This window comes from Arthrobacter woluwensis, from assembly GCF_030816155.1.
GTDB lineage: Bacteria > Actinomycetota > Actinomycetes > Actinomycetales > Micrococcaceae > Arthrobacter_E > Arthrobacter_E woluwensis_A.
The window spans coordinates 901,868-915,924 of sequence record NZ_JAUSXR010000001.1 but is presented as its reverse complement, the minus strand read 5'-3'; the positions used below and the strand labels follow the sequence as shown (position 1 = coordinate 915,924).

Below are 14,057 nucleotides of genomic sequence, written 5' to 3'. Positions count from 1 at the left end.
TTCCTGCCCGTCCGTCTTCCGACCGTACTGTCCTGCTGATGGTGCGTGGCGGCCCGTGGAGGGCGCCGTCCCACGGCCCGCGCACCGGGGCGCACGGGCCGTGGGGTTCAGGCCTCAGGCCTCGTCGAGGATGACCGAGCGCGTGAGGTTGCGCGGCAGGTCCGGGTTCAGGCCGCGGACGCGGGCGCGTTCCAGCGTCACGCGATGCACCCGGGCCAGATCGGCGAGGGGGTGCAGGCCCGAGGTGATGTACAGCGCGCCGGTCTTGGCGACGTCGGCGGACAGGCCTTCCGGCTCCTCGCCGAAGAGCCAAGTGACGCGGTTCGGAGCCGCGATGGAGATCGGGCCGTGGCGGTACTCCATGGCCGGGTAGGACTCGGTCCAGCCCTGCACGGCCTCGCGCATCTTCAGGCCGGCCTCATGTGCCAGACCCACGGTCCAGCCGCGGCCGAGGAACGTGAACTGCTCGGCGTCCAGGAGTTCCTGGGACACCGGCGCGCCCACGGCGTCCTTCGCCTGCTCGATCGCCACGTCGAAGCTCTCCCCCAGGCTCGTCAGCAGGTAGACGAGGGCGGTGGTGGCGAAGCGGGTCTGCACCACGGACTGTTCATCCGCGTACGGAAGGCCGATGACGACGTCGGCGAGGTCCACGATCGGCGAGTTGATGTCGCCGATGAGCGCGATCGTCCGGACCTTGCCCTTGAGCTGCGCCAGGACTTCCAGCACCTCGGTGGTGGTGCCGGAGCGGGTGATGGCGACGACGGCGTCATAGCCGCGCTCCGGGCTGTTGCTGTTCAGGAACGCCTCCGACGCTGCGAAGGCGTCCGTGACACCGTGGCCTGCCGCTTCGCGAGCGGTGGCGTAACTCTGCGCCATGAACCAGGAGGTGCCGCAGCCGATGACGGCGATCTTCTGGCCCTTGGCCGGCAGCAGTCCTTCCTCCCGGCTCTGCGCCTGCGCCTGCGCCCAGACCTGGGGCTGCGAGCTGAGTTCCTCGTCCATGTAGGCGCCGAGCACGGGCTCCGTCATCGTTGACTCCTTCTCTGTGGTGTCTCTGTGGTGATCGTCGGTCGGGACGAACCCCGGCATGAGTGGTAATCACCCCACCCATGATCAAACATGCGTGGACCGGGGTTCAATCAATCAGTTTTACGCTACTGCATCGACACGGAAACGTCCACAGAACGCGCATAACGTTTCATCCCCTGGTCACGGAATTTCGGGCCCGATCCCGCGGATCCGCGCGGCGGGAGGGTGCTCGACGCGCACGCCCTCACCTCCCCGGAGGAGAGGCGCGAGTGGCGCCCGGCGGCGAGGGAGTCCTTCGCGACGCCGATGATCACTCTGCAAGCGGCCCGCCGAGGGGTGCGCGAAGTTAAGCATCCCGTGTGCATATCGATCAGAACATGTCACAAACCCCTTGTGATCTGCCGCACATTGAACAATAGTTACCATTACCGCACTTTTTCGCTCAGAGAGGAGCATCCCTTGAGGATTCACAGACCCACGCGGCGGGGCATGGCCTGGTGTATGGCAGGGGCACTGGCACTCCCCCTCACCGGGCTGGCCGGGAGCCTACCCGCCTGGGGCGACGCGCCGTCGTCCGCCCCCGCGCAGCCGATTGTCGCCCCGTCCGCCAAGACCAAGCCGCCCACCCCAGGCAATGACCAGGAGGTCCTGGTCACCGGGAAGCTGGCGGCGGTGGTGTCCACCACGTTCCCCCAGGTCATCAGCTATCTGGACCGCGACGGCGGCGGCACCCTCGCCGGCACGCGGCAGCCGCTCAGCACACTGAAGATCAACGGCACGGAGCAGAGCGTCACGGTCACCTCGCGCAAGACCGACGACACCACCATGACCTACACGCTCACCGTGCCGGGGCTGCCCGGCGTCGCGCTGGATGCGTCTCTTGCCCTCCAGGGCAACGCTGTCACGTTCCGCATCACGGCCATCCGGGACACAGCGGAGAACAGGGTGTCCACCGTCGAGATCCCGGGTCTCAAGCTCGTCACCGTATCCTCGGCGGAACCCGGGGCGCAGCTCGCCACCACACGTCTCTCGACCAACCGCAACGCCACCGGCGACACCTTCACCCCCGTCACGCCCACCACGCCCGTCGACGCCAAGCCCAAGGGCTCCGCCTACGCTCTCGCGGGAACGGCGAAACTGGCCGCCGCCGTCGAAAGCAACTCGCTCTATGACGCGTCCTCCGGGCCCGCCAACCTCGACGGCAGCCGCTTCTTCAGCCAGGTCACCGCGGCGCCGGACGGTGGCCGCGAGGCCTCGATCGCGAGCGGCGCATGGCTCTACCGCGCCGTCGGCTCGAGCACCACCGAAGAGCTCCCGTGGGCCAAGGTGGCGATCACCGCGGACGCCAACGCGGACCGCCAGGTCGACTGGCAGGACGCCGCGATCGCGCTGCGCTCCATCGCCGTCCGCCCGAACAAGGGCGGTCAGACCGCGGACAACGTCATCACGCACATCCCCTTCAACTTCGCCTCCCAGGCCACGCACCCGTTCCTGCGCACCCTCGACGACGTCAAGCGCATCTCCCTCGCCACCGACGGCCTGGGCCAGGTCGCCATGCTGAAGGGCTACACCTCCGAGGGCCACGACTCCGCCAACACGGACTACGGGAACAACTTCAACGAGCGGGCCGGCGGGCTGAAAGACCTCAACACCCTCGCCTCGGAAAGTGCCCGGTGGAACGCCAGGATCGGTGTTCACGTCAACGCCACCGAGATCTACCCCGAGGCCAAGTCCTTCAGCGAGGACCTGCTCAATGCCGACAAGAGCAAGGGCTGGAACTGGCTCGACCAGTCCTATGGCATCAATCAGCGCGCGGACATCAACACCGGCAAGCTCGCCACCCGCATCAAGGAGCTCCGCGACGCCACGGACAAGAACCTCGACTTCGTGTACGTGGACGTCTACTACTCCTACGGCTGGGTCGCTCAGAAGATCCAGGACGAACTCGTGAAGAACGGGTTCCGCGTGGGGTCCGAATGGGCCTACTCCCTCAACCGCAACAACACCTGGTCCCACTGGGCCAACGATGAGAAGTACGGCGGCACGGACAACAAGGGCATCAACTCCCAGATCCTGCGCTTCGTGAACAACAGCCAGGCCGACGTCTGGAATCCGGACGTCCGTCTCGGCGGCAGCCACATTGTCGAATTCGAGGGCTGGACCGGCCAGAACGACTACAACGCGTTCACCAAGAACGTGTGGGAATCCAATCTGCCCACCAAATTCCTGCAGCACCACGAGATCATGCGGTGGACCCCCGAGAGCGTCGACCTCAGCGAAGGCGTCACCGTCACCGGCTCCACGGCCGATGACCGCACGATCACGGCGGACGGCGTCACCGTGCTGAAGGGCCGCGACTACCTGCTGCCCTGGTCCTCCAAGGACAACGGCAAGGCCGACAAGCTGTACCACTACAGCGCCGCGGGCGGCTCCAGCACCTGGGCGCTCGGCAAGGGCTTCGCGAACGCCCGCGAGCTGAGCGTCTACAAGCTCGGCGACAACGGACGGACGCTCGTCACCACCGTGCCCGTGGTGGACGGCCAGGTCACCCTCACCGCCGAAGCCGGGCAGCCCTACGTGCTCGTGCCGCGCGGCAAGGCGTCGCTGCTGCCCGCCACGGCGCAGTTCGGCTCCGGAACGCCATTCCAGGACCCCGGCTTCAACGGCTCAGGCCTCGCCGCCTGGAACCCGCAGGGTTCCGTTCAGCAGGTCCGGGACGCCAAGGGCCGCCGGTACGCCGAGCTCGGCTCCGGTGCTTCCTCCGTCTCCCAGAAGCTCGGACAGCTCGAGCCTGGGACCTATTCCGTGAGCGCCTGGGCGGAGATCGAACCCGGCAAGACCCGGGACACCCGCCTCACCGTCGACACAGGTCAGGGCAAGCCCCAGGAGTACGCCCTCGACCGCTCCACCGCCCGCAACTACGTGGCGGGCGATGAGAAGAACGGCACGTTCTTCCAGCGCATCCGCGTCCTGGTGGACCTGCCGCAGGGCGGCCGGCCCACGGTCCGGATCTCCGCGGGCGACGGCGACGCGAAAGTCAGGGTGGACGACTTCCGGGCGGTGAAAACTGCCCCGGCCCAGACTGGGTCGACGCAAGCCGCCGCCGTGCTCAAGGAAGACTTCGAGAACGTCGACCAGGGCTGGTGGCCCTTCGTGAAGGGCGACGCCGGCGGCACGACCGATCCGCGCACCCACCTGAGCATCCGGAACGCGCCCTTCACCCAGCAGGGCTGGTACCGGAACACCGTGGACAAGACCCTGAACGGGAACTTCTCCCTGGTGGCGCACGAGGAGAATGACGGCCTGGTCTACCGGACCTCCGACTCCACCGTGAAGCTCACCCCCGGCCACAGCTACCGGGTGTCCTTCGACTACCAGAACTCCCTGGCCGATCAGTACAGCTGGGTCTGGGGGTACGAAGCGAAGGCGCCGGTCACGGTCGAGAGCAAGCCACTCCCCGCCCAGACCAAGACCACCCGCTTCGCCCAGGAGTTCACCGCCGGCAACTGCGGTCGGTACTTCACCGGTCTGAGCCGCACGGGTTCCTCGGACGGCGCGGACTTCGTCCTGGACGACTTCCTGCTGGAGGACCTCGGGCCAGCCTCGGCGGTGCCCGCGTGCGCCACGGTGTCCGGCACGCTCGGCGCCGACGTGATCCAGCAGGGCAAGGCCACCGAGTTCACCACGGTGCTGGAGAACAACGAACCCGCTCCCGTGAGCGACGTGGCCGTCAGCCTCCAGCTCCCCGAGGGCTGGACCGCCGAGGCGAAGACCCCTGCGACGACGGCCACCCTCGCCGCCGGCGCGAAGTTCACGACCACCTGGGCCGTCACCGCGCCGGCCGGCGCGGACGGGAGCTATTCGATCGGCGTCAAGGGGACCTACCGGACCACCGCGGATCCGCAGGGGCCACGGACGGCGAGCGCCGCCGTCGCGGTCAAGACGCTGCCCAAACCGCCGCAGCAGGACGTGTACGCGAGCGATCATGACTGGGTCAGTTCCAGCAATGGCTGGGGTCCCGTGGAGAAGGATCAGTCCAACGGTGAGCAGGGCGCCGGAGACGGCACGCCGATCACGCTCAACGGCGTCGTCTACCCGAAGGGGCTCGGCGCGCACGCACCGTCCACGGTGAAGTACTTCCTCGGCGGCTACTGCACCCGCTTCACGGCAGACATAGGGATCGACGATGTGCAGAAGACCCGCGGTTCGGTGGTCTTCAGTGTCGTGGCGGACGGCAAGGTCAAGGCCGTCAGTCCGGTGATGCGGCCCGACTCGGCCACGGCGAAGCTGGATGTGGACCTCACGGGCGCCCAGTACGTCGAACTCGTGGCGGATCCCACCGCGGACGGCAACGGCAATGACCACGCGGACTGGGGTGGCGCCCGTTTCAGCTGCTCCGATCAGCGGCACGACGCCCCCGCTGCCGAGCTCTCCGGCACCGTCTACGCCTCGGACCTCCCGTGGGTCAGTGAGGAGAACGGCTGGGGACCGGCCGAGCGGGACACTGCCAACGGCGAGGAGAACCCCGGCGACGGCCCGGCCCTGACGCTGGACGGCACCCGGTACGCCAAGGGCATCGGCGTCCACGCGGACTCGTCCGTGGTGCTCGACGTGCAGAAGAAGTGCACGGCCTTCACCGCCCTCGTGGGAGTGGACGACAAGAAGCTCGGCAAGGGCCTGCAGGGCTCCGTCGTGTTCGTGGTCCTGGTGGACGGCGCGGAGAAGTTCCGCAGCGCGGTCCTCAGCGCCCCGGACGCGGCGGTTCCCGTCAAGGTCGACGTCACGGGCGCCTCACGCGTCGAGCTGAAGGCCCTGACCAACGGAGACGACGGCGGCGACGACTGGGGTGACTGGGCGGACGCCCGCTTCACCTGCTGAGCCGCCTCCGCCCCCTGCACGCGAAGTAACAGATGACGCCCCTAAAACTCGGTTTTAGGGGCGTCACCTGTTCTCTCGCGGAGGCGATGCGGGCTCAGACGACCCGAACGCCCGCCTGCCAGACGGCGTGGGTGAGCGGCATGCCCGGACGGTAGGCCAGGTGCGTCGCGCTCGGAGCGTTCAGGAGGTGCAGATCGGCGCGGTGCCCGACGGCGATCGACCCGACCGCACGACGCCCGTCGACGTCCTCGCCCACCTCGCGGCGCAGGGCCAGGGCGCCACCGAACGTCGCGGCGCGCACGGCTTCGTGGACGCTGAGACCCATCTGCAGCACCGCGGTGGTCACGCAATAGTTCATGGCGCTCGTGTAGCTCGTGCCGGGATTCAGGTTCGAGGCGATCGCCACCTGGACGCCCGCGTCCAGCAGCCGGCGGCCCGGGGCGAGGGGCTCCCGCGTCGACAGATCGCAGGCGGGCAGGCACGTGGCGACCGTCCCACGGGGGCCGCGACCGCCGTCGTAGGCCGCCCAGCTGTCCGCAAGTGCCGCGACGTCAGAGTCTTCGAGGTAGTTCACATGGTCGACGCTCGCGGCGCCGAGCTCGACGGCGAGGCGCACGCCGGCGCCCAGGCCGAGCTGGTTGCCGTGCACGCGCAGTCCCAGGCCGGCGGCGGCGCAGGCCTCGAGCACACGACGGGACTGGGCCTCGTCGAACGCCCCGCGCTCACAGAACACATCGGCCCAGCGGGCGTGCGGCGCGACGGCGGTGAGCATCGGCCCGACCACTTCCTCCACATAGGCGTCCGGCTCGGCGCCCTTCGGGACGAGATGCGCTCCGAGGAACGTGACTTCATCGGCCACCTGCGCGGTCACGCGGGCCAGCGCCTCCTCGTGCTCGGTGCTCAGCCCATACCCGGTCTTGGCCTCGAGATACGTGGTGCCGCCGCGCAGGGCCTCGGCACGGCGCGCCCGGGCGAGTTCGAGAAGTTCCTCATCGGAGGCGGCTCGCGTGGCGTTCATGGTGACGCCGATGCCGCCCGCGCTGTAGCTCTCTCCCGCCATGCGCGCCTCGAACTCGGCGGTGCGGTCCCCGGCGAACACGAGGTGCGTGTGCGAATCCACCCAGCCCGGCAGCAGCGCGCGGCCCTCGGCGTCGTACACCTCGTCCGTGGCCGGGGCGTCGGCGGCCTGGCCGATCCAGGCGATGCGCTCACCCTCGACGACGACGGCCGCGTCCTTGAGGACCCGGTGCTCGCCATCCTGGGTCATGAGTTCGGCGATGTTGGTGATCAGGAGGCTCATGGTTCCCATTCTTCCGGGACGCGCCCGCCCCGTCCCGGACTCGCCCTCACCCGTGTCCGGTATCCCGGACCAGTCCCAGCCCCTTTAACGATCGACTGTCCCCAACGGCTCCCCGGCCGAGGGACGAGGCTGGGGAGCCATTGGGGACAGTCGATGGAAGAGGCGCGGGTCAGGAAGCCTCGGCCCGTGCCGCCACGAACGCCTGAACACACGCTTCGACGTCTTCGGCACTGTGCCGTGCGGAGAGCTGCACGCGGATGCGGGCCGCGCCGCGGGGCACCACGGGGAAGCTGAACGCGGTCACGAACACGCCGTGCTCCAGCATCGCCGAGGCGACCTTCGCGGCGAGGACGGCGTCGTGGAACATGACGGGGATGATCGCGTGCTCGCCGTCGAGCAGCTCGAAGCCCTCCTCCTGCATACGACGGCGGAACAGGGCGGCGTTCTCGAAGAGCTTCTCGCGGAGCTCCCCGGAATCCCGCACGAGTTCCAGCGCCTTGAGCGTCGCGGCGACGATGGCGGGGGCGAGCGAGTTGGAGAACAGGTACGGGCGGGCCTTCTGGCGCAGCATCGCGACGATCTCGGAGCGGCCGGAGACGTAGCCACCCGACGCGCCGCCGAGCGCCTTGCCGAAGGTGCCGGTGTAGATGTCCACGCGGTCGCTGACGCCGGCGTGCTCGGGGGTGCCGGCGCCCGTCGAACCCATGAATCCGACGGCGTGCGAATCGTCCACCATGACCAGCGCGCCGTACTTGTCCGCCAGATCGCAGATCTCGCGGAGCGGGGCGAGGTAGCCGTCCATCGAGAAGACACCGTCCGTCACGACCACCACGCGGCGCGCGGCCGGCTGACCGGGCGCGTCCGACGTCGCCTCGCGGAGCTTGGCCTCCAGGTCCGCCATGTCCTGGTTGGCGTAGCGGAAGCGGCGGGCCTTGGAGAGGCGGATGCCGTCGATGATCGAGGCGTGGTTCAGGGCGTCGGAGACGATGGCGTCCTCCGGGCCGAAGAGGGATTCGAACACGCCGCCGTTGGCGTCGAAGCAGCTCGAGAACAGGATCGTGTCCTCGGTGCCGAGGAACCGGGAGACCTGGCGCTCGAGTTCCAGGTGGAGATCCTGGGTGCCGCAGATGAAGCGGACACTCGCCATGCCGAAGCCGTGACTGTCCATGGCGTCCTTGGCCGCCGCGATGATCTCCGGGTGATCCGCGAGGCCCAGGTAGTTGTTCGCGCAGAAGTTGAGCACCTCGCGGGTGGGCTGGCCGAGCGGGCCGGCGGTGATCCGGTTGGACTGCGCCGAGGTGATGTTGCGCTCTTCCTTGAAGAGGCCGGCGGCGCGGAGGTCGTCGAGCTCCGTGGCGAGCTGGTCCTTGATGAGGCCGTACATGATGGTCCTTTCGGCGGTGCCCGCGGGGTGGGCGCCCCTTGCGAGCTTACGAGGGTGAGGTGCGTGCGGGAAGGCCTGATCCGCGGAGGACGACGACGCGCGGAAGCCGCCGCGCGCCGTCGTCGTCGGTCAGCGCGAGGCCGTTAGAGGGCGCGCCAGTCGAGCACGACCTTGCCGCCGTGCCCGCCGCGCGCCGCCTCGAAGCCCTTCTCCCACTCGGTGGCGGGCAGGACGTCGGTGATGACGGCGGAGATGTTCCGGTGCAGCACCGGGTTGGAGGAGAGCATGGCGCTCATGGCGTACCAGGTCTCGAACATCTCGCGTCCGTAGATGCCCTTGAGGGTCAGCATGTGGGTGACGACCTTGCCCCAGTCGATGTCGATCGACTGGCTGGGCAGGCCGAGCATGGCGATCCGGCCGCCGTGGTTCATGTTCTCGATCATTTCCGGCAACGCCGTCGGGTGTCCCGACATCTCGAGGCCGATGTCGAAGCCCTCGCGCATGCCGAGTTCCCGCTGCGCGTCGCTGATGCGAGTGGTGGAGACGTCGACGGCGAGGTCGACGCCCAGGGAGCGGGCCAGTTCGAGGCGGCTCGGCGAGACGTCGGTGATGGCGATCTTGCGGGCTCCGGCGTGCCGGGCGACCGCGATGGCCATGAGGCCGATGGGGCCGGCGCCGGTGATGAGCACGTCTTCGCCGACCAGCGGGAAGCTCAGGGCGGTGTGGACGGCGTTGCCGAAGGGGTCGAAGATGGCACCGAGTTCGGGGGTGACGCTGGGGTCGTGGTGGACCCAGACGTTCTCCTCCGGGATGACGACATACTCGGCGAAGGCGCCGTCCCGCTGCACGCCCACGCTTGAGGTGCGGATGCACATCTGGCGACGGCCGGCGCGGCAGTTCCGGCAGATGCCGCAGACCACGTGGCCCTCGCCGGAGACGCGGTCCCCCACCTTGACATCCCGGACGTCCTCCCCGATCTCCACGACCTCGCCGTAGAACTCGTGGCCCGCGATGAGCGGTGCGTTGATGGTGCTCGCGGCCCAGGCGTCCCAGGACTGGATGTGCAGGTCGGTGCCGCAGATGCCGGTGGTGTGCACGCGGATCTTCACGTCGCCGGCGCCGGTGCCGGGTTCGGGGCGGTCCACGAGTTCGAAGCCGGGCTGTGCCGCGGACTTGTACAGAGCCTTCATGAGTCCCATTACAAGCCGTCGAAAGGCTTAGAACAAGCTCAAGTATCTCATTCCTGAGTTAAGGATCTACTTAACTGTTTCGTCGGGGGCTGGCGGGAACTCTTCACCATGACGTAACTTTGGTATTCCAAACTTCGTGAGCAGCGCCACACTCACGCCCTTTCCCCGAGGAGACCCCCATGTGCACCCATGATCACGACAGCGTCGTCCAGCCACCCAGCAACCTCCCCCGGCGCGGCGTCCTCGCCGGGGCCGCGGCCCTCGCGGGCATCACCGCAGCGGGCATCGCCGCACAGCTGGCGGCAGCCCCCGCGGCCCAGGCTTCCGACCGCCCCGCCGCTCCGGTGCACCGGGGACGCCCCGCGATGCCGGGCGCCGTGATCATCGAGGGCGGCACCGTCATCGATCCGCTCACCGGTGGCGCGATCGAGGACGGCGTCCTGGTGCTCGACGGCGGCAAGGTCGCCGCCGTCGGAAATCGGGATACCACTCGGCGAGCCGTGGCCGCCGTCGCCCGCCGCGCTCAGCGCCTCCAGGCTCACGGGCGCTGGGTGGCCCCCGGACTGGTCGACGCGCACGTCCACGCCAACGGCCTGGAGGACGTCCGGCTCCACCTGCGGAACGGCACCACGAGTGTCCGGAGCGGCAGCAGCAGCTTCTACCAGGACGTGGCACTCGCTGCGCTGCCCGAATGGGCGCCGGGCCTGTCCCCGCGCATGCTCGCCGCCGGCCTGTTCGTCTCCCCGGACCAGGGCGATTCCATCCTGGCCGACCCGGATCTGGCACCGCTGGCCGGGCTGAAGAACGGCATCCGGGACGTGCAGGATCTGGCCTACTTCACGAGGGTCAACCTGGCCCGCGGCGCCCGGGTGATCAAGACCCGCGCCAATCCCCGGGCGGGCATCCCCGAGCAGGATCCCCGGGAGCTCGTGTACGGGCGCGAGCAGATCGCCGCGATCGTCAAGGCCGCCCGCGGCGCCGGGGTGCTGTGCCACGCCTACAGCGCCGAGGGCATCGACGGCGCCGTGCGGGGCGGCGTGAAGAGCATCGAGCACGGCGTGTACCTGACGGAGGCCACCATCGCGGAGATGGTGCGCCGCGGCACGTACTTCACGCCCACCCTCCAGGCCGTGGACAGCATGGCGACCGACCCGAACCCGATCCTGGCCGCCCGCGGCAAGGAGTACACGCCGATCCACCAGGCCGCCGTCCGCGCGGCCCACGAGGCGGGTGTCACGATCGTGGCCGGCACCGACTCTTTCGGCACCGACGTGACTCCACTGGGCACCGAAGTGCGGCGCCTTCACGAGGCGGGACTGTCCACGCTCGAATCCCTCCGTGCCGCAACCACCTACTCCGCTCGCCTCCTGGGCCTGGAGGGCAAGGCCGGGAGGTTCACCGTGGGCGGCTTCGCTGACGCGGTCGTCGTGGATGCCGACCCGCTCAGCGACGGCACGGCCCTGGAGAAGGTCAACACCGTGGTGGCCCAGGGGGTCGTGGTCCGGAACGGGCTGTGAGGTTGGGCGGGGTTAGGCGTTAGGCGGGACGGGTGGGGCGGGCTGCGCCGTCCCGCCGACCTCGCTACCGGGCGCAGCCGTTCCGGTGAACTCGCTGGCCAGGGTCCGACCTCGCTACCGACAGTCGCGATCTCAGACCCGGAATAGCGAGGTCGACATCGGCCAAGCCTCGGACTGCCTGGGGTCCCTCCTGCGCCGACCTCGCTATCGGGTGCACGTATCCCGCCGACCTCGCTATCCAGGGTCCGACCTCGCTACCGACAGTCGCGATCTCAGACTCGTGATAGCGAGTTCGGCCCCGAAATACCGCCGGCCCCGCCCCGTAAGTTAGTGAGTCCGCTATCCGAGGCGTGAATTCGCTACATCATCCAGCGGACTCACGCCTCGGATAGCGGACTCGGTCGGACGAACGAGCAATCGGCCGGACAGCCCCACGGACTCAGCCGGATCCGGCCACCCCCGAAACAACCACACTTCAGCGTCCCTTCATCGTCACACCGAACGATTTAGGATGTGCTCATGGATATCCGTCAGCTCCAGATCCTGCGGGAACTCGGCGAACTCGGCAGCGTCAAGGCGGTCGCGGAGACCCTGATGGTCACACCGTCGGCCGTGTCGCAGCAGCTCATGCTCCTGCAGCGCAGCGTGAAGGTGCCGCTGACGCGCAAGGACGGGCGCACGCTGGTCCTCACCGAGGCCGGCGAGGTGCTCGCAGGTGCGGGGGCCTCCGTCGTCGCGGCGATGGCTCAGGCGCGCGCGGCGATCGACGCGTTCCAGGAGGCGCCCGACGCGTCCGTGACCGTGAGCGGATTCCACTCCGCGGGCCAGGCGCTGTTCGCACCGCTGGCGCGGGCCCTGTCCGGCGAGGGCCAGCCGCGCGTCCGGTTCACCGACGAGGACGTCGCGCAACAGGACTTCCCCGCACTGACCGCCCGGCACGACCTGGTCCTGGCCCACCGCATGGAGCACAGTCCGCCGTGGCCGCGGGACCGGGTCGCGGTGATCGAGCTGACGCGCGAGCCTCTGGATGTCGCGCTGCCGGCAGGTCACCCGCTCGCGGACCACGAGGAGCTCACCGCGGCCGACGTGGCGGGGGAACCGTGGGTCACGAGTCGGCCGGGCTACTCCCCGGACGACGTCCTCACCGCCGTGGCGGCGCTGGCCAGCAAACCCCTGGAGATCGTGCACCGCATCAACGACTATTCGACCGTCGCGGCCCTGGTCGCCGACGGCGGCGTGCTGGGCCTGCTCCCCCGGTACACCTCGCGCGCGGCGCTGGGACAGTCGCTGCCGGAGGGCATCGTGCTGCGGCCGCTGCAGGGCCTCGACACCCGGCGGTGCATCGACCTCCTCGCCCGGCCCGAGGCGCTGGAACGCCGCAGCGTCCGGCGCGTCGCCGAGGCGTTCCGTGAGGTCATGGGGGCGCTGGTCGGCTGAGAGCGGGTCTGCGAACGAGCCGCCAGAGCCGGTCGGCCCTGCCCGGCGCCGCCCACCCTCGAGAGCTTGCGTGCTCAGTTGTTGCGGGTGTTCCACGAGAACATCCGCAACAACTGAGCACACAAGCCTCCAGAAGGAAGCGTCAGGCCGTCTGACCCCGTTCGAAGTACTCCACCAGTTCCGGGTCGAGCGGCGGGACCGGCAACGCGGAACCGTCACCGCGCAGCGATTCGGCCGCGAGGATTCCCGCCGCCACCGCCTGACGCGCCGCCACCGGGGAGGTCTGGGTCTGACCGCCGTCGCGCACGAAACGCAGGAACTCCCCGATCAGGAGCGGATCCGCACCGCCGTGTCCGCCGTCGCCGTCGAGGATCTCGACTTCGAGGTCCGGCTCCGCGAATCCGTAGCTGGACCGCGTGTTCCAGACCTTGATGGTCTCCCCCGGCCCGTCGCCGAAGTTCTCCAGGCGCCCCTCCGTGCCGATCACGGTGTAACTGCGCCAGTAGTCCGGCGTGAAGTGGCACTGCTCGTAGGAGGCCAGCACGCCGTTATCGAGCACCATGTTCATCATGGAGATGTCCTCGACGTCGATCTCCTCGGCGAGGTCCGTCTGCGCCGCGGGCGGCCAGTTGTCCACCGAGAACCAGTCCCCCATGCGACGGTCCGAGTTGTCCCGCCTGCTGGTGACCTCGCCGTAGACCGCGAGCTTGCCGATCGCCGACACCCGCGCCGTGTACCCGCCGGCGAGCCAGTGGATCACGTCAAGATCATGCGCGCCCTTCTGCAGCAGAAGCGTGTTCACGTTCCGGCGCTGGGCATGCCAGTCCTTGAAGTAGTAATCGCCGCCGTTGCCCACGAAGTGCCGACACCACACGGCCTTGACCTCGCCGATCAGACCTTGCTTGATGAGGTCCCGCATCTGCGTGACCACCGGCATGTGCCGCATGTTGTGGCCGACATACAGCCGGGTGCCGGTCTCGCGCGCCGTCGTGAGGATCGAGTCGGCCGCCTCCAGCGAGATGTCCAGCGGCTTCTCGCAGAACGTCGCGATGCCGGCCTTCAGCGTCTGGACCGCGACGGCGGCATGCTGGCTGTCCGGGGTGAGGACCAGGACGGCGTCGACGCCGGAGTCCAGCACGTCCTGGAGGTCACCGGTCACCGTCACGTCGGGGAGCGCCCTGGCGGCGTCCGCCCGGCCACGTTCGCTCGTGTCGCAGACGATGGTGACGCGCGATCCTTCGCCGGGCTTGTGGGCGTGACGCCACAGGCCGGAGCGCAGACCGAAGCCGACGACGGCTACGGAGAGATCCATGAGGGTAGTT

8 protein-coding genes are annotated in these 14,057 nt (G+C 69.1%); 3 read left to right on the top strand and 5 right to left on the bottom strand.

The window, feature by feature from the left end:
* Window positions 1–114: 114 nt before the first annotated feature.
* Entirely contained in the window at window positions 115–1,029 is a 915-nt protein-coding gene (locus QFZ52_RS04005) for an SIS domain-containing protein (RefSeq protein ID WP_307496352.1), read from the bottom strand.
* A 501-nt stretch (window positions 1,030–1,530) separates the two neighbouring features.
* On the opposite strand from QFZ52_RS04005, the gene QFZ52_RS04000 reads away from it, so the two are divergent.
* Window positions 1,531–5,907, top strand: a complete 4,377-nt coding sequence (locus tag QFZ52_RS04000; RefSeq protein WP_307496351.1) for an endo-alpha-N-acetylgalactosaminidase family protein — start codon at window positions 1,531–1,533, stop codon at window positions 5,905–5,907.
* A gap of 94 nt (window positions 5,908–6,001) precedes the next feature.
* Here QFZ52_RS04000 and hutI read toward each other — a convergent pair whose 3' ends face one another.
* From hutI to tdh, 3 genes are all read right to left on the bottom strand, one after another.
* On the bottom strand, window positions 6,002–7,207 hold the full coding sequence (hutI, locus tag QFZ52_RS03995) for an imidazolonepropionase (RefSeq protein WP_307496350.1): 1,206 nt from the start codon (window positions 7,205–7,207) through the stop codon (window positions 6,002–6,004).
* A gap of 169 nt (window positions 7,208–7,376) precedes the next feature.
* Window positions 7,377–8,591 carry a glycine C-acetyltransferase gene (locus tag QFZ52_RS03990; RefSeq protein ID WP_307496348.1) on the bottom strand — a complete coding sequence of 405 codons (1,215 nt, stop codon included), beginning with the start codon at window positions 8,589–8,591 and terminating at the stop codon, window positions 7,377–7,379.
* Window positions 8,592–8,734: 143 nt separating this feature from the next.
* Window positions 8,735–9,781, bottom strand: a complete 1,047-nt coding sequence (gene tdh, locus QFZ52_RS03985; protein WP_307496347.1) for an L-threonine 3-dehydrogenase — start codon at window positions 9,779–9,781, stop codon at window positions 8,735–8,737.
* Window positions 9,782–9,960: 179 nt separating this feature from the next.
* On the opposite strand from tdh, the gene QFZ52_RS03980 reads away from it, so the two are divergent.
* Together QFZ52_RS03980 and QFZ52_RS03975 are read left to right on the top strand one after the other, a co-directional pair.
* The gene (locus tag QFZ52_RS03980; protein WP_307496346.1) at window positions 9,961–11,298 is read left to right on the top strand and encodes an amidohydrolase family protein; all 1,338 of its coding nucleotides are present in this window, start codon (window positions 9,961–9,963) and stop codon (window positions 11,296–11,298) included.
* A 519-nt stretch (window positions 11,299–11,817) separates the two neighbouring features.
* On the top strand, window positions 11,818–12,735 hold the full coding sequence (locus QFZ52_RS03975; protein ID WP_307496344.1) for a LysR family transcriptional regulator: 918 nt from the start codon (window positions 11,818–11,820) through the stop codon (window positions 12,733–12,735).
* Window positions 12,736–12,877: 142 nt separating this feature from the next.
* Here QFZ52_RS03975 and QFZ52_RS03970 read toward each other — a convergent pair whose 3' ends face one another.
* Window positions 12,878–14,047 (bottom strand): Gfo/Idh/MocA family protein, encoded by a 1,170-nt coding sequence (locus tag QFZ52_RS03970; RefSeq protein ID WP_307496342.1) that lies wholly within the window; start codon window positions 14,045–14,047, stop codon window positions 12,878–12,880.
* Between the last annotated feature and the right edge of the window lie 10 nt (window positions 14,048–14,057).

What these genes read in the sequence shown, in the direction of transcription:
- QFZ52_RS04000 (WP_307496351.1), top strand. Translation starts at nt 1,531, where the DNA reads ATGGCAGGGGCACTGGCACTCCCCCTCACCGGGCTGGCCGGGAGCCTA.
- QFZ52_RS03980 (WP_307496346.1), top strand. Translation starts at nt 9,961, where the DNA reads ATGTGCACCCATGATCACGACAGCGTCGTCCAGCCACCCAGCAACCTC.
- tdh (WP_307496347.1), bottom strand. Translation starts at nt 9,781, where the DNA reads ATGAAGGCTCTGTACAAGTCCGCGGCACAGCCCGGCTTCGAACTCGTG.
- QFZ52_RS03990 (WP_307496348.1), bottom strand. Translation starts at nt 8,591, where the DNA reads ATGTACGGCCTCATCAAGGACCAGCTCGCCACGGAGCTCGACGACCTC.
- QFZ52_RS04005 (WP_307496352.1), bottom strand. Translation starts at nt 1,029, where the DNA reads ATGACGGAGCCCGTGCTCGGCGCCTACATGGACGAGGAACTCAGCTCG.
- hutI (WP_307496350.1), bottom strand. Translation starts at nt 7,207, where the DNA reads ATGAGCCTCCTGATCACCAACATCGCCGAACTCATGACCCAGGATGGC.
- QFZ52_RS03970 (WP_307496342.1), bottom strand. Translation starts at nt 14,047, where the DNA reads ATGGATCTCTCCGTAGCCGTCGTCGGCTTCGGTCTGCGCTCCGGCCTG.
- QFZ52_RS03975 (WP_307496344.1), top strand. Translation starts at nt 11,818, where the DNA reads ATGGATATCCGTCAGCTCCAGATCCTGCGGGAACTCGGCGAACTCGGC.